Genomic DNA, 15047 nt, shown 5'->3' on the forward strand with positions numbered 1-15047 from the left:
GTCATGCGCACGCAGTTAAGAAAAGTCGGTAATTCGCGGGGGGTAATTATCCCGGCCGCTTTATTGGAAGCCTGCGGTCTGGGCGAAGAAGTGGATTTACGCTTGGAAGGCAAAACGTTGGTGATCGAAGCCTTAAAAACGCCGCGTAGCGGCTGGTTTGACGGTTATCAGTCGGAAGCCGATAGCGATGTGCTGGCCGCGTTGCCGGCCGACGAGGCGGACGGGGAATGGGAGTGGTAAAGCGCGGCGACGTGTACTGGATCAATCTTGATCCGACGGTCGGCACGGAAATCCGGAAAACCCGACCGGCGTTGGTAGTCTCGCCGGACGATCTGAATACAGCGTTGCCACGGGTGATCATTGCGCCGTTAACCAGTAAAGGGCAAGCGTTGGGCTGTCGGCCGGAAGTGGTTTTTGACGGTCGTCCCGCACGCATCTTGCTGGATCAAATCCGTTGCGTGGATAAACGACGCTTGCTCGGCAAAATGGGCGAGATCGAGCCGGCGGCGTGGCATGCAGTGTTGATGGAAATGTTGGCCTAAGCCGATCTGCTTTCCACTGCCAACACCGGCGAAATTGATGTGGGTACTTACTTTTATCTTGTCAGATTCTCGGTAGTGCTCGTCATTTCGGCAGGGATTGCCGAAATCCAGGCCCCACGGACGGGTCGAAGCTTGCCATCCATGGCACAGGATGCCCGTATCCCGTATCCCGGCGGGCATGACGGCGTCGCTTAAATCTGACAAAGTAGAATTACCGATAACTTGTTTTATCGCGTGATGAAGCGCACTATTTAGCGCTGTTTTGCAGGCTGTTTCAGGAGGATTGATGTCTCACATCAGCGCCAACGATTTAAAAACCAAAGGCATTGCCGCCATCGAGGCGGCGTTGAGTGAGTCCCCGGAGGCTATTGTTTCGGTGCGGGGCAAGGATAAATTCGTGGTGATGGAGATTGCTCATTATCACTATCTGCGCGAATGCGAATTGGATGCCGCGATTGCCGAGACCAAGGCGGATTTGGCGGCGGGCCGCTTTACCACGGAATCGGTTGAAGAGCATATGGCATGGCTTGACCACGCATGTTCCAGCTGATTTTTACCGATCGGTTCAAACGCAAGGAAGTCAGGTTTTTAAAGCAGCATCCCGAGCTTAGGTAACAATACGCCAAAACATTGATGTTGCTTGCCGCCAACCCCCATCATCCTTCTTTACGCTTACACCCATTGCAAGGAAAACTGGCAGGCTTGCATTCGGTGTCTATCAATCTTTCTTATCGCATTACGTTGGAGTTGCTGATTCAGAATGGGCAAATCATCCCGGTGAATGTCGGCGATCACGATGCGGTTTACTAATACCTAGCGAGTCTGACTATGCCCGATCTGCACAAGGAAGTGAATTTCGAAACCGAAATCTGCGAACACCTCGCCGCCCATGGCTGGCTATATGCGCAAGGCGACGCGGCAAGCTATGACCGCACACGGGCGCTGTTTCCGGAGGATGTGCTGGCATGGGTCAAAGACACCCAGCCGCGGGCATGGCAAGCACTGGAAAAGAATCACGGCGCACAGGCTGGCGACGTGTTGCTTGGCCGGCTGCGGGATTCCATCAATCAACGCGGCACGCTGGATGTTTTACGCCACGGCATTGAACTGATCGGCTTGCGGCAACCCCTGACGCTAGCCCAATTCAAACCCGCTTTAGCCATCAATCCGGATATTCTGAGCCGCTACGCGGCCAATCGGCTGCGGGTGGTGCGGCAACTGCGCTATTCGCTGCATAACGAAAACGCTATCGATATTGGCCTGTTTCTGAACGGCATTCCGGTGGCGACGGCGGAACTTAAAACCGACTTCACCCAATCCGTGGAGGACGCGATTGACCAATATCGCTTCGATCGCGAGCCTCGGCCGAAAGGTCAAGGCACCCCGGAACCCTTGCTGTCCTTCCCCAATGGGGCTTTGGTGCATTTCGCGGTCAGCAATAGCGAAGTCTATATGACGACGCAACTGGCAGGCGCGGCCACCCGTTTTCTGCCGTTTAATCGGGGCAATCATGGCGGGGCCGGCAATCCACCATATTCACCCTCACCCCGGCCCTCTCCCGTCAAGGGAGAGGGAGGCAAAAACCCTCCAATTTCCAGTGCAACATCGGTTCGAGAAAAAGACATTCTTGCTCCCCTCTCCCCAAGTGGGAGAGGGGCTGGGGGTGAGGGAGTTCAATACGGCCATCGCACCGCCTATCTCTGGGAAGACATTTGGGCGCGGGACAGCTGGCTGGAGATTTTGGGGCGTTATCTGGTCGCGCAAAAAGACCGGAAAAACCAAATTAAGAACATCATCTTCCCGCGTTTCCATCAGTTGGACGGCACCCGCAAGCTGCTGGCTGCGGTGTTGCGGGAGGGGGCGGGCGGCAAATATCTGATCCAGCATTCGGCCGGCTCCGGCAAAACCAATTCCATCGCTTGGTCGGCGCATTTTCTGGCCGATTTGCACTCGGCAACTGCTCCATGCGTTGCCCTACCTTCTGCATCCATGCAGTCGAATGCCGCTCATGAAAAACTGTTCGATACCGTGCTGGTTGTCTCCGACCGCAACGTGTTGGATAGTCAGTTGCAGGAAGCGATTTTTGATTTCGAACGCACGGCCGGCGTGGTTGCCACCATTAAAGGCGAATCCGCCAGTAAAAGCGGGGAACTGGCGGCGGCGTTGTCGGGCGGCAAGAAAATCGTGGTTTGCACCATCCAGACTTTCCCGTTTGCGCTGAAAGCGGTGCAGGAGCTTGCAGCGACGCAAGGCAAACGCTTTGCCGTGATTGCCGACGAAGCGCACTCGTCGCAAACCGGTGAAGCAGCCGCCAAGCTGAAAGCGGTGTTGTCGGCGGAAGAGCTGCAAGAATTAAGCGACGGCGGCGAAGTCAGCACCGAAGATCTGCTGGCCGCGCAAATGACCAACCGTTCGGCCGAAAGCGGCATCACCTATGTGGCGTTCACCGCCACCCCCAAGGCCAAGACCTTGGAGTTGTTCGGTCGTCGCCCGAATCCGGACTTGCCGGCCGGTGCCGATAACCTGCCGGCGCCGTTTCATGTCTATTCGATGCGCCAAGCCATTGAGGAAGGCTTCATCCTGGATGTGTTGAAGAACTACACGCCGTATAAGCTGGCCTTCAAACTGGCGCATGACGGCAAGGAACTGGACGACAAGGAAGTCGAGCGCGGCGAAGCCTTGAAAGGCATCATGCGCTGGGTGAGGCTGCATCCCTACAATATCAGCCAAAAAGTGCAGGTGGTGGTCGAGCATTTCCGCGAGAACGTTGCCCCATTGTTGAATGGCCAAGGCAAGGCCATGGTGGTGGTCGGCAGTCGCTTGGAAGCCGTGCGCTGGCGCTTGGCGATTGATAAATACATTCAAGAAAACGGCTACAAAATCGGCACACTGGTGGCCTTTTCCGGCGAAGTGAATGACCCACAATCCGGCGCGGACCCGTTCAGCGAAACCAGCCATGCCATGAACCCCGCCCTAAAAGGGCAAGACATTCGCGAAGCGTTCAACACCGACGACTATCAAATCCTGTTGGTCGCCAATAAGTTTCAGACCGGTTTCGACCAGCCCTTGCTGTGCGGCATGTATGTGGACAAACGGCTGGCCGGCATTGCCGCCGTGCAGACGCTGTCTCGCCTCAATCGTGCTTATCAAGGCAAAGACACCACCTATGTCGTGGACTTCGTCAACGCTCCGGAGGACATTCTCGCCGCCTTTAAAGCCTATTACGAAACTGCCGAACTCTCCAACGTCACCGATCCGCATCGGGTGTTCGATTTACGCATGAAGCTGGATGCGACCGGCTTTTATGACGAGTTTGAAGTTAACAGGGTGGTAGACGTAGAGTTTAATCCCCATGCCAAGCAAAGCGAATTGGCCGGCGCACTGGAGCCGGTCGTGTCGCGGCTGTTGCTGCGTTACAAAGCGGCACAGGACAAGCTGAACATTGCCAAGGCCAACGAAGACGGCAAAGCGGCGGCGGACGCGCAAAACGAACTGGATGCGCTGATCCTGTTCAAGCATGACATGACCGCTTTCCAGCGGATGTATGCCTTCCTGTCGCAAATCTTCGATTACGGTAATACCGCCATTGAAAAACGCTTTATCTTCTACCGGCGCTTGTTGCCGCTGCTGGCGTTTGGTCGGGAGCGCGAAGGCATTGATTTATCCAAGGTTATCTTGACTCACCACAATCTGAAGCGTACCGGCAAACGTGATTTAGCCCTGGAAACGGGCGAGTATAAAAAACTGGAACCGATGAACGGGGCTGGTAGCGGTTCAATTCAGGAAAAGGAAAAAGCCTATCTGGTGGAAATCATTGCCAAGGTCAATGACTTGTTCGAAGGCGATTTGACCGACGATGACCGGCTGGTTTACGTCAATAGCGTCATTAAGGGCAAATTGCTGGAATCGACCATTCTGGTGACGCAAGCGGCCAACAACACCAAGGAGCAGTTTGCCAATTCGCCGGATTTCTCCAGCGAGTTGCTGAACGCCATTATCGATGCCTTCGCGGCGCACAATACCATGAGCAAGCAGGCCTTGGATTCGGCGCGGGTGCGCGGCGGTTTACGCGAGATTCTGCTGGGGCCGGCTCAGCTTTACGAGGCTTTGCGCGAACGAGCCGGCGCCGGGGTTGCCGGGCGGGACTAGTCGGACCGAAGCGGTCGGATGGGTTTGGCGGACCGGTGCCGGTAATCGTCGGCGTCAGGCGGGTTTGGGAGCACGTCTCGCCGATATTGCGTGCATTCCGCCGCATGGCGAAGCCCGGAACCCACCCCGGTCTCCCGTTAAAATGTCGCGCTTCAGGTGATGGGTAGGGCTCGAAGGTCTTTCTCTACTGAACGCAACGCAAAAAGCAATACTCGCAAGGCTCCGAGCCTTGCGCGTGATGCTAAAAGCCTTGCGCGCAACGCAAAAAGCGATACTCGCAAGGCTCCGAGGGTTGCGCGTAATGCTAAAAGCCTTGCGCGCAACGCAAAAAGAAATACTCGCAAGGCTCCGAGAGTTGCGCGTGATGCCAGAAGCCTTGCGCGCAACGCAAAAAGTAATTCTTGCAGGGTTCCGAGTGTTGCACGTAATGCTAAAAGCCTTGCGCGCAACGCAAAAAGCGATACTCGCAAGGCTTCGAGAGTTGCGTGTGATGCTAATAGCCTTGCGCGCAACGCAAAAAGCAATTCTCGTAAGGCTCCGAGAATCTCGCGTGCCACTAAAAGCCTTGCGGCTTAGGCTGTTCGATTCGGACGAGGGAAACTTGGCCGGAGCGGCTGGGTGAATCGCGATCGGCGTTGCGAACCAATGCCGGAACGAGGGCTTGGCTAGTGCTTGGCTGCCCGGATTTGCCGCGGCGAAATCGCTTCGAATCGCTTCGGCCGCGGTCCGCAAAAGCGGCGGCGGATCGAGGACAGGAAAAGCTTTTCTTTCGGTCGATTTACTGGTAGTTTGTTGCGCCGCCATACCAGCAACTCATAGAATAATTCAAGGAAAAGCCATGCAACAACCGCGAAAAACCCCGATTTGGGTCTTTTTGGCCCTGTCCAGCATCCAAACCCGCAAGGGCGCGCTGATTTTAATCTGGAGCAGTCTGCTGTTCAGTCTTTACTGCATCCCCTGGGTGAATTATTTCGCCGATGCCTGGATCGCCAGCGTGTTTTTGATCGACGACTGGAGCTGGTTTGCAATGATGTTGCCGATGACCGCTTGGTATTGGCTGAGCATGAAATGGATGGACAGCAACGGCGGTTGGCGATTTGAAAATGCCTGATGTGATACCGGTATAGGGGGCGAGCGGTCGCCTCCGACACCGGCGCTAGCGTTTTCGGCAGCCGGCTCGCCGGCCCAAGCTTCGCTCCATTCCATCCCCGTTATCCGCGCCGTTGGTTCGTTAGATGAGCCGGAGGCGGTTAGCGGCCCGCCCGATCGTCTCTGTCCAACGTTCACCATGCTGTCACATATACTCCCGAAAGCCGAGATTTCGATACGCGAAAATCTCCGCTGGCTTTACATACTCAGAAATTTGATGCTGTTCGCGGTGACCGTGGCGGTGTTTATCGCCGTGAACGGCTTGGGCATCAGTTTGCCGCAAAACCAGCTGTGGCTGGCAATTTTCGCGATTTCCATCCTGAATCTCTATACCTGGTTGCGCTTGCGGACCGCCGAGGAAGTCACCGAGTACGAGATTTTCTCGCAAATCTGCATGGACGTGCTGGCGCTGGCCTATTTGTTGTATCTGACCGGCGGCGCGTCCAATCCGATCATCTGGGTGTTTTTGTTGCCGCTGATCATCACCGCGATCATGCTGCCGCAGGCCTATGCCTGGAACATGGTTATCATCACCTCCTGCGTATATACGGTGTTGATCGCCTATAACGTGCCTCTGCCGGCGATAGAGCCGCATCTCAATCACCAAGCGATGCAGGAAATGACGCCGGAAATGAGCTTGCAGATGCATTTGATGAACGACCGCCGCTATTTCAACCTGCACGTGTTCGGGATGTGGTTCGGTTTCGTGTTCAGCGCCGGATTGGTGGCGTTTTTCGTCGTCGAACTGTCGAAAACCTTGAAGGAACGCGAACGCAATCTGGCCGACGCACGCGAGAGTGCGCTACGCGACGAGCGAGTGGTGTCACTGGGCACGCTGGCGGCCAGCGCCGCGCACGACATGGGCACGCCGCTGGGTACCATCGCGATCTTGACGCACGAGATGCTGGAGGAAACCCCGGAGCATCGAAACCCGGATCTGTACCAAAAACTGATGATCGTCCAGCAGCAGATCGACCGCTGCAAGCAAGCCTTGTCGGTGATGTCGGCGTCCGCCGGCGAGATGCGCGCCGAGTCCGGCAAGGTCATGCTGGTCAGCGAGTACATCGACGAAGTGCTTAACCAATGGCGCGCCCACAAGCCGGCCACCAAACTGAAGTTGTTCGTATCGACCACCGTCGATATGGACGCCCGGATCATCGCCGAACGCACGGTGACGCATTCGGTCATCAATATTCTGAACAACGCCGCCGAGGCCTCTCCGGCCGACGCCGGCATCGAATTTCACGTAGAATGGGACGATCGGTCGCTGAGCTTGAAAATTCGCGACTTTGGACCAGGATTACCGCGCGAGTTATTGCAATTCGCCGGCCGGAAACCGGTAAAAAGCAACAAGCAGGGCATGGGCGTCGGCTTGTTTTTAACCTACACGACGATCAAGCGCCTGGGCGGCACCATCGTGTTCGACAATCCGGAAGCCGGCGGCGCCTGCGTCGAAATCAGCTTGCCATTACTAACTAAGGAGAGTACGGATGACAGATCTTACGGCTGACATACCCAATTTGCTACTGGTGGACGATGACGTCACTTTTTGTTCGGTGCTCAAGCCGGCACTGGAAAAACGCAATTTTCAGGTGACGGTGGCCAACGACGTCCAGACCGCGATGACGCTGGCCGAACAAACCGAACCGGAATACGCCGTCATCGATTTGCGGATCGGCCACGACTCCGGCTTGGAAATGGTCAAGAAGCTGATTTCGCTCGACGACAATACTCAGATCGTCATGTTGACCGGTTTTGCCAGTATTGCTACCGCCGTCGAGGCCATCAAGCTTGGCGCCATTCATTACTTGACCAAGCCGGCCAATGCCGACGAGATCGTCAATGCCCTGTACAAGGACAAAGGCGACGCCTCGGTGGCGATCAGCGACAATCCGCTGTCGATCAAGCGTCTGGAATGGGAGCACTTGCAAAAGGTGTTGATGCAGCACGACGGCAATATTTCCGCCGCCGCCAGAGCCTTGAACATGCACCGCCGTACCTTGCAGCGCAAGCTGGAGAAAAAGCCGGTCAAGGAATAGCCGGAAACGCCGGGGTTTCTTGGCTTTTGGCGGCGAAGACTGTAGACTAGTCAGAGTCCTTGAACGGTGAAACGTCTAAAGTGACGGTCAAACGGGTGCCGCGACGGCGGCGCTCCGAAAGTGACGGTCGCTTGGTCGGCGGTTCGAGCCCGTCCAGGGAAACAATGAATCAGGGCTTTGCAGCGATGCAAAGCCTTTTTTTTGGCTGGTGTTCGGTCGGCACGCGATCGGACATCATTGCAGTTCCGCCGGTTTTTCTGCTTTAGTGTTTTACCCGACTCTGAAAGACGCCGCCGCCGCGTTCGGCCGGTCCGCCGGCCATGGGATGGTAACCAACGAATCAGGAGCGCTAGGTTCGTCGCTTACCATTGCATTTTCAAGAGGTTGTGTTTTGAGTTTATCCAGTTACCAGTCCGTCGATCGCGAGCAGTTAGCGAAAGAGTTATCCGAGCTCCATCGACAAGCCCTGGCCGACATCGGCCCGGAAGATTACCGGCATATGAAGCGCATGGAGCGCTGGGGCCAACTGAGTTCGTTGGCCGGTTACGCCACGGCCTGGTTGGCGCCGAATCCGGTATCGGCCTTGTTGATCAGCCAGGGCAGTTTCACGCGTTGGACCCAAGTGGCTCATCCGATTCAGCATCGCGGCTACGATAAAGTGGATGCCGCCCCCAAGCACTATAAGAGCCGGCATTTCGCCCAGGGCTGGCGCCGCTTTCTGGATTGGCCGGATTGGATGACGCCGGCGGGCTGGCACCACGAACACGACGTGTTGCATCACTATCGGCTGGGCGAAACCGCCGATCCCAACAACGCCGAGCACAATATGCAATGGCTCAGGCAGTCGAGACTGCCGATGTGGCTGCGATACGCGATCGTCGCGGTATTTTCCGGCATCTGGAAGCTGAGTTATTACACGCCGCGTACCCATAAGGAATTGCGCTTGCTGGCCGCCCGCCAGCAAGATCGGCCGGCCCCGCCGATGACCCGCCTCGGCGCCTGGAGCTGGTTTACGCCGCAAGGCCGGGCGCTGTGGTCGCAAAGCATTTTGCCCTACATCGCTTACCGTTTCGTGTTGCTGCCTGCCTTGTTCCTGCCGCTGGGCAGCTTTGCCGCGACCAGCGTGTTGTTGAATTCCTTGCTGGCCGAAATCTTCACCAATATGCACACCTTTCTGGTGATGATCCCCAACCACGCCGGCGACGACGTGATGGGCTTCGACGATAAAGCCAAGGGCAAGGGCGAATTTTATTTGCGGCAGATTCTGGGCTCGGTCAATTATCCGACCGGCTCCAACTTCAACGACTTTTTCTACGGTTGGCTGAATTACCAGATCGAGCATCATTTATGGCCGGACCTGCCACTCAGCCAATACCAAAAACTCCAGCCCAAGGTCAAGGCGATCTGCGACAAGCACGGCATTCCGTATTGTCAGGACTCGGTCTTCAAGCGCTTATTGAAGGCGGTGGACATCATGGTCGGCAAAACCTCGATGCTGAAACCGGCGGCGGCGTGAGACCGACCGGTCGGTCCTGAGTCATGCGCTTGACACGAAGCCGTGCTGTAATCCTACCCGAACGCGTTTTCGGGTATTCTGTGGGTAGAAGGTTGAACCCTGACCGTTCGTTAGGGTTTCAGCGGATGGTTAGGATTCCGTCGACAATCACGTCCTTGTCAGATTTCCGGTAGTGCTCGTCATTTCGGCAGGGATTGCCGAAATCCAGACTTCACGGACGGATCGAAGCTTGCCATCCATGGCACTGGATGCCCGCATCCCGGCGGGCATGATGGCGTCGCTTAAATCTGACAACGCAGAATGAGCCGTTTGCAATTCACTAAAAGGAGATCGTCCGTGCATCACTTAAAAATCATGGTCTTGCTGGGCCTGTTGTTCACGCTCGATTCCGTCGATGCCTCGACGTCAGCGACGGCGACCGCCGGCGCCAGTTCGTCCGGCAATCAAGCCTGCGGCTTGGGCGAGGAATGCAGCGAGGCGCACGCGGTGGGCGGGCCGTATGCCTCGGCCGATGCGTTGGCGTGGTCGGGGCCCGGTAGCGCGAGAGCGGTCGCGACCGCGACTTCGATCAATTTGGGCATGCAGACCGCGACAGCATCGGCCAATACCGTCGTCGACGGCGGCGCCGTCTTGGTCAGGGGCGGAGGCGGCATCGGCGACGTCGTGACGCTACGCGGCCGCTTGGTTATCGAGTCGGACTTGGACTACGGACTTTCCGGTATCGCCGGCACCGGCGGCAGCTGTTGTTCGATCAGTTCGATCTTGGCGCTGAACGTCACGGTCGAGCGCAAGGACCCCGTGCATGGTTACGTCGGCGAGTCCGATTTCGAATTCGACATTACCGATCAATTCGAGTCGGTGGCGCCGCCGATCGACCGGCCGTTTTCCAATACTCAATCGATTGCAATACTGGAAAACGGGAGCGGCGCGCTCAGCCCGCTCGCCGAGAGTGCGTATTTAAACGGCGATCCGATCAGTTTTGCCTTCCAGATGAGCTACGCGGACGAGTTTCGGGTGCGCATGAATTTGGAGGTCAGCGTCAAGGCCGATGCCAGCACCAATCCGGGTTGCGTGATGTTCAATCCCGACGGCGGTTGCGTCGTGGATTCGACGCTCGACGACAATATTGCATGGATTTCGCTCGATGCCGGTCACTCGCTGTATTGGGCCGGCTTGGAAGCCAGCGACGCGGTGGGAAATCCGGTGCAAATTTTGTCGACCAGCGGTTTCGATCTTTCACAAAATTACTTCCCGCTGGTCAGCGTCCCGGTGCCGGCTTCGGTGTTTCTGTTCCCGAGCGGCCTAGCAGGGCTTTTAGCCCTGATCCGGCGCGATAGGCTCGCGCGGCTGTAGCTTGGAGCGAGGCACACGAACCTCAACGTTTACCGGTTTGACCGTTGCCTATGAATAACTGTTTTGTGGTCCCGTTGTTCCGCTGGGTTGGTGTCTGAACGCTGATCTTGTTCGGCTTCGTGCCTCATCAACCTATGGCTTTGTCGGCATATTGGGGGAGACGCCGGGCATTTTTTTCACAGGTTTCCCGATTAGCCTGATTTGCGCGGAGCGGAACCCCTGGGGCGGTCGCTAAATTCCGTGGGCTACATAGCGCCTCATCGGAACTAAACTCTGGGTAGGGAATTCCGCTAGTCGTTAGCTCTATAGCGTTTGCGCTATTCGGTCTCAAGCCCTCCAATGTGCCAAGATCCCAACAACTTAGGTGTGTTCGACAGTCAGCTATAGGGCGGAATTTCCGGGATCAAGCTTGACAACCCTAGCATCTATGATAATCTTCAACCCGGTTTGGGTACATATGCTGCAAAATACGAATAAATTGCTTTAAATCGTGAATAACTCTTCAATGATTAACTCTCGCTGCAATATTGTTTCAACATTGCGCCATGCTCGTTTTGTGTCGATGCGATAGCGGTAAATCGAAGAAAAACTGTGCCGAAGCTTGGTTCAGATAACACCCGGCGGAACTGGCAAAGAACTGATATTTTCCGTTCGAATAGTACAATACATAATCTTAAGGTTGAGATAATGGTATATCAAGAAGATGGAACGGTAGTGCCTTCATTAAATCATGCTTATTTGAATTTTCAGAACTCTAGTACGGTGGTTGGAGCGGGTGCTAGTGTTTATCTAAAAATAGATACTACCGGTTGGCGTTATGGTTATGTGCCTTAGAGTGGAAAACCTCCGCATGGATCAAGATGCCGTGGGATTGGTTGGCGTTAGGTAAAGACAGTAAGCCTCTTTTTGGCAATACTATATACCCGTCAATAAAGGCTCGCGACTCTAAAGAATCCCGGCTGCATCGGCATTAAAAAGTATTAACCTCAAAAGTAAGAATATCTACTTATGACACCGCACGAAATCAAAGAACAGGTTGACCGCTTAGCCCGCGACGCAAGTTGGCCGAATTGCCCGAACGGAGGATGGCAATATCCCTTTGGTTTCGGCTTTGGCATCGAAGCGCCAACGTACACGCCAACCCAGCGCGAACTTCATCCTTGGCGTCGGGCGGTTACGCTTTCGGCATTGGATCGATATTTCGAAGGCCGCTACGATCGAATTTCGGTTCTCGATCTTGGCGCCGGGGAGTGTGCGTTTGCCGCCGGGCTCTGGGAGAAAGGCGTACGCGATATTACCTGCGTCGAAGCACGCGATATTAATATCGACAAGGCTTTATTCGTGCAAAATGTATTAGGCTGCGAATTTAAGATAGTCAAGGAAGATGTCAATAAGTTCTTGGAAAATGACGAGCGTACTTACGATCTCGTGCTGTTCATGGGCTTGTTATATCACCTGCAAGATCCTTTTAACGTGACGAAGAAAATAGCCGAAAAGACCAAGGAAATTAGCGTTATAGAGACCGTCTTGGCTTGTCCGTCCGAGGTTGTTTTTTCAAATAACTCGGATTATCGCCCGAAATCCGCTGCCTATTATATACGGATAGAAAATAAAGACGGTCCGACGGCCGGTTTGTCCGATATTGAGTTATGGCCTACTCAATCGGCGCTGGACTATACCTTATATAATGCCGGTTTCAAACGGCTTGAAGATATTGTGCCCGAAGACGCGAACATCAATTTTTATTCGACCAAACAACGGACCTTATTATTAGCCCACAAATAATGCCGGATGAATTCGCCACATTCCAAAACGGTTAAATTCGCGAATGACGATGCCGTAGCCGGATTAGCTGATTTGTTAGCCGGCGTCCGGCCTAAACCCACAGAAATGGAATCCGGGATGAGGCCGAAAAAACCGCATTTCGCTCTGCCTCATCCAGGTTTCACCGCCTCATTGAACTCAAGCTGCGGCTAATCTTCCGGCTAAAACTCCCAAACCTCGACGTTCAGACTATCCGAGCCGCCGCCGGCCGGTTCGCCGGGCGGGGAGATGAACCATTCCCACTGGGCCGCCAAGCTTGCCGTGGCCGGTAACCGAGCCAGCAAGGGCCGGTAGTCGTTGCCGGATAGGCGTTGGCCGGCGGCGTCGTAGGTCGTGTCGCAGACTTCGGTGATCAGACAACACGGTACTTGCCAGGCAGTCAGCCAGTCCAAATGCGCTTCGACCAAGCGCTGGCCGAAGGCTTCCAGGTCGGCTTCGCCGATGCCGTGAGTCGCCAGCCAGGCGATCGGCATCAGCGGCAATTGCATCAGGCAATTGACCGAAGCTACCCAAGCCGGTTTGGCGGATAGCTCGGGGTGGGAGGGACGGGAAACCAGCACGTCGGGCGGAATACGGCGCCGTTCGGCCAACCATTCCACCGTGCCGGTCACATCCCAATAGCAACAACCGACGCGACCCGGCCAGCGCCGAGCCAAACGGCGAGTGGCTCGGCCGAACACAATGTCCAGCAACACCACCTGTTGAAACCGGGTCAGCAAATCCGCCAGCGGCAAGTCGCGGGCGATGCCGCCGCCGACGATCAACGCGGTTCCGCCCGCCGTTTCCAGGCGATCAGCGGAGGTCAGCAACGCGGCGCGGGTGGCCTGAATATGCGGCTGCCAGGCGTCACGGCAGCGCCGATGCCGGGTTTCCAGCGCGGCGGCTTCGCGGACGTATCCCAGGCGACGGGCGGCCGGACTGGCGGCGCGCGTTCCCAGATAGTGCCAGGCTTCCTCCAGCATGGCCGGCGGGTTTACTGGCCGGACAGGTCGGCAAGTATCTTGTCTCTGACCAATTGCCCCGACAACGTCACCATCGGCATGCCGCCGCCGGGATTGACGCTGCCGCCGACGAAATACAGATTACGCAATTCGCCGCTACGTTGCGGGGCCTTGAAGCCCAGGTTCAGATTGCGGTCGGCCACCACGCCGTAGATGGAACCCCGGTTGGAATAGTAGCGGGCTTCGATGTCGGGTGGCGTCCAGTATTCCTCGCAGACGATGTGGCGGCGCAGATCGGTCAAACCCATCCGTTCCAATTTGCTCAACACCCGCTCGCGCAAGGCCCAATAATCGTCGGCGCTCAGCGGTTTTTCCGGATCGATGTGCGGGATATGCGGCAGAATCTTGATGATTTCGCAGTCGGCCGGTGCCTGGGCCGGATCGGTCTTGCACGGCGCCACCAGATAAATGGTCGGGTCTTCGGACAAGTGGTGACTTTTAAACACCGCATCGAAATGCTCGCGCGGGTGATCGGAATAAAAAAAGTTGTGATGCGCCAGTTGCGGATAAAGCCGGTCCACGCCCAGGTGCAGCACCAGGCCGGAGCAACTCGGCTGGAAGCGCTGGACTTTTTTCAGCGCCGGGGCAGGGCTGTTCAGCAGTTTTTCCAGGCACGGAATCACTTCCATGTTGGATACCACCAGATCGGCGGCCAGCCGTTCGCCGCTTTGCAGGCGGATGCCGGTGGCGCGGCCGGCTTGGTGCTCGATGGCGGCGACTTCGGCATTCAGCCGAATCGTTACGCCCAATTCCAGCGCCAGTTTTTCCAGGGCCTGAGCCATTCCGTACATGCCGCCCTTGACGTACCACAGACCGTATTGGTATTGGATGTAGGGCAGCAGATTCATCAAGGCCGGCGCGTCGTAGGGCGAGGAACCGACGTATTTGATGAAGTAATTCAGAATGTCGACCAGTTTCGGATCGGAGACGAAGCGGCGCACGCCTTGATCCATGGTGCGGAATACGTCGAATTTCAAACTGCGCAGCGGACCGTAGAATTTCAGCAAGTCCCAAAAACCGTCCAGGCCCTTGGCAAAGTAACCGGTTTCGGTTTCCCGGCCCAATTCGCCGGCATAGGCCATGAAGCGTTGGAATTCGTCGTACACCTGGGGACCGAGCTTTTCCAGCTCGCGACGCTGGTTTTCCGGGTCGGCGCATAAATCGACGACGGTGCCGTCCTCGAAAAAATTCCGCCAATGGGTTTCGACCGCCTCGATCGCCACGTAATCGGCCATGCGTTTACCGACCCTGGTAAACAAGGCTTCGAAGATGTGCGGCATGGTCAGGATGGAGGGGCCCAAATCGAAGGTGAAACCGTCTTTTTCCAGAATGTTCAGCTTGCCGCCGACCTTGTCGTTTTTTTCGACCAATTCGACTTGGAAGCCTTCGGAGGCCAGTGAAATCGCCGCCGATAGGCCGCCCAAGCCGGCGCCGATCACGACGACATTGCGGTGCTTAGTGTATTGCTGCATGG

General features: G+C 56.0%; 13 protein-coding genes. 11 read left to right on the forward strand and 2 right to left on the reverse strand.

Annotated features, from left to right (window positions below; genetic code table 11):
* Positions 1-3: 3 nt before the first annotated feature.
* The 11 genes from ACQE3E_RS05860 to ACQE3E_RS05910 all read left to right on the forward strand — a co-directional run bounded on the left by ACQE3E_RS05860 (position 4) and on the right by ACQE3E_RS05910 (position 12533).
* Positions 4-240, forward strand: a complete 237-nt coding sequence (locus tag ACQE3E_RS05860) for an AbrB/MazE/SpoVT family DNA-binding domain-containing protein (protein WP_427501315.1) — start codon at positions 4-6, stop codon at positions 238-240.
* Positions 228-542 carry a type II toxin-antitoxin system PemK/MazF family toxin gene (locus tag ACQE3E_RS05865; protein WP_427501316.1) on the forward strand — a complete coding sequence of 105 codons (315 nt, stop codon included), beginning with the start codon at positions 228-230 and terminating at the stop codon, positions 540-542. The genes ACQE3E_RS05860 and ACQE3E_RS05865 overlap by 13 nt, the downstream gene beginning before the upstream one ends.
* Positions 543-828: 286 nt before the next feature.
* Entirely contained in the window at positions 829-1092 is a 264-nt protein-coding gene (locus tag ACQE3E_RS05870; protein WP_281022565.1) for a type II toxin-antitoxin system Phd/YefM family antitoxin, read from the forward strand.
* Positions 1093-1370: 278 nt separating this feature from the next.
* A complete protein-coding gene (locus ACQE3E_RS05875) occupies positions 1371-4691 on the forward strand; it encodes a type I restriction endonuclease subunit R (protein ID WP_427501317.1) in 3321 nt (1106 codons plus the stop codon).
* Positions 4692-4992: 301 nt separating this feature from the next.
* On the forward strand, positions 4993-5313 hold the full coding sequence (locus ACQE3E_RS05880; protein ID WP_313728723.1) for a hypothetical protein: 321 nt from the start codon (positions 4993-4995) through the stop codon (positions 5311-5313).
* 216 nt (positions 5314-5529) lie between these two features.
* Positions 5530-5802 (forward strand): hypothetical protein, encoded by a 273-nt coding sequence (locus tag ACQE3E_RS05885; RefSeq protein WP_071157449.1) that lies wholly within the window; start codon positions 5530-5532, stop codon positions 5800-5802.
* A gap of 177 nt (positions 5803-5979) precedes the next feature.
* Complete coding sequence (locus tag ACQE3E_RS05890) at positions 5980-7350, forward strand: ATP-binding protein (RefSeq protein ID WP_064027755.1); 1371 nt, start codon at positions 5980-5982, stop codon at positions 7348-7350.
* A complete protein-coding gene (locus ACQE3E_RS05895; protein WP_064027753.1) occupies positions 7331-7879 on the forward strand; it encodes a response regulator transcription factor in 549 nt (182 codons plus the stop codon). Before ACQE3E_RS05890 ends, ACQE3E_RS05895 begins: the two co-directional genes overlap by 20 nt.
* 391 nt (positions 7880-8270) lie before the next feature.
* Positions 8271-9395, forward strand: a complete 1125-nt coding sequence (locus ACQE3E_RS05900; RefSeq protein WP_313728722.1) for a fatty acid desaturase family protein — start codon at positions 8271-8273, stop codon at positions 9393-9395.
* A 336-nt stretch (positions 9396-9731) separates the two neighbouring features.
* Complete coding sequence (locus ACQE3E_RS05905; protein WP_313728721.1) at positions 9732-10748, forward strand: hypothetical protein; 1017 nt, start codon at positions 9732-9734, stop codon at positions 10746-10748.
* 1008 nt (positions 10749-11756) lie between these two features.
* Positions 11757-12533, forward strand: a complete 777-nt coding sequence (locus ACQE3E_RS05910; RefSeq protein ID WP_313728720.1) for a class I SAM-dependent methyltransferase — start codon at positions 11757-11759, stop codon at positions 12531-12533.
* 200 nt (positions 12534-12733) lie between these two features.
* Here the strand turns inward: ACQE3E_RS05910 and ACQE3E_RS05915 are convergent, their stop codons facing one another.
* Both ACQE3E_RS05915 and ACQE3E_RS05920 read right to left on the reverse strand, forming a co-directional pair.
* A complete protein-coding gene (locus tag ACQE3E_RS05915) occupies positions 12734-13534 on the reverse strand; it encodes a hypothetical protein (protein ID WP_313728719.1) in 801 nt (266 codons plus the stop codon).
* Between the two features lie 11 nt (positions 13535-13545).
* A complete protein-coding gene (locus ACQE3E_RS05920) occupies positions 13546-15045 on the reverse strand; it encodes a phytoene desaturase family protein (protein WP_313728718.1) in 1500 nt (499 codons plus the stop codon).
* Positions 15046-15047 lie beyond the last annotated feature (2 nt).

Origin of the sequence: Methylomonas sp. MED-D (assembly GCF_050276835.1) — a bacterium.
Classification (GTDB): Bacteria; Pseudomonadota; Gammaproteobacteria; order Methylococcales; family Methylomonadaceae; genus Methylomonas; species Methylomonas koyamae_A.

What these genes read in the sequence shown, in the direction of transcription:
- ACQE3E_RS05860 (WP_427501315.1), top strand. Translation starts at nt 4, where the DNA reads ATGCGCACGCAGTTAAGAAAAGTCGGTAATTCGCGGGGGGTAATTATC.
- ACQE3E_RS05865 (WP_427501316.1), top strand. Translation starts at nt 228, where the DNA reads ATGGGAGTGGTAAAGCGCGGCGACGTGTACTGGATCAATCTTGATCCG.
- ACQE3E_RS05870 (WP_281022565.1), top strand. Translation starts at nt 829, where the DNA reads ATGTCTCACATCAGCGCCAACGATTTAAAAACCAAAGGCATTGCCGCC.
- ACQE3E_RS05875 (WP_427501317.1), top strand. Translation starts at nt 1,371, where the DNA reads ATGCCCGATCTGCACAAGGAAGTGAATTTCGAAACCGAAATCTGCGAA.
- ACQE3E_RS05880 (WP_313728723.1), top strand. Translation starts at nt 4,993, where the DNA reads ATGCTAAAAGCCTTGCGCGCAACGCAAAAAGAAATACTCGCAAGGCTC.
- ACQE3E_RS05885 (WP_071157449.1), top strand. Translation starts at nt 5,530, where the DNA reads ATGCAACAACCGCGAAAAACCCCGATTTGGGTCTTTTTGGCCCTGTCC.
- ACQE3E_RS05890 (WP_064027755.1), top strand. Translation starts at nt 5,980, where the DNA reads ATGCTGTCACATATACTCCCGAAAGCCGAGATTTCGATACGCGAAAAT.
- ACQE3E_RS05895 (WP_064027753.1), top strand. Translation starts at nt 7,331, where the DNA reads ATGACAGATCTTACGGCTGACATACCCAATTTGCTACTGGTGGACGAT.
- ACQE3E_RS05910 (WP_313728720.1), top strand. Translation starts at nt 11,757, where the DNA reads ATGACACCGCACGAAATCAAAGAACAGGTTGACCGCTTAGCCCGCGAC.
- ACQE3E_RS05915 (WP_313728719.1), bottom strand. Translation starts at nt 13,534, where the DNA reads ATGCTGGAGGAAGCCTGGCACTATCTGGGAACGCGCGCCGCCAGTCCG.
- ACQE3E_RS05920 (WP_313728718.1), bottom strand. Translation starts at nt 15,045, where the DNA reads ATGCAGCAATACACTAAGCACCGCAATGTCGTCGTGATCGGCGCCGGC.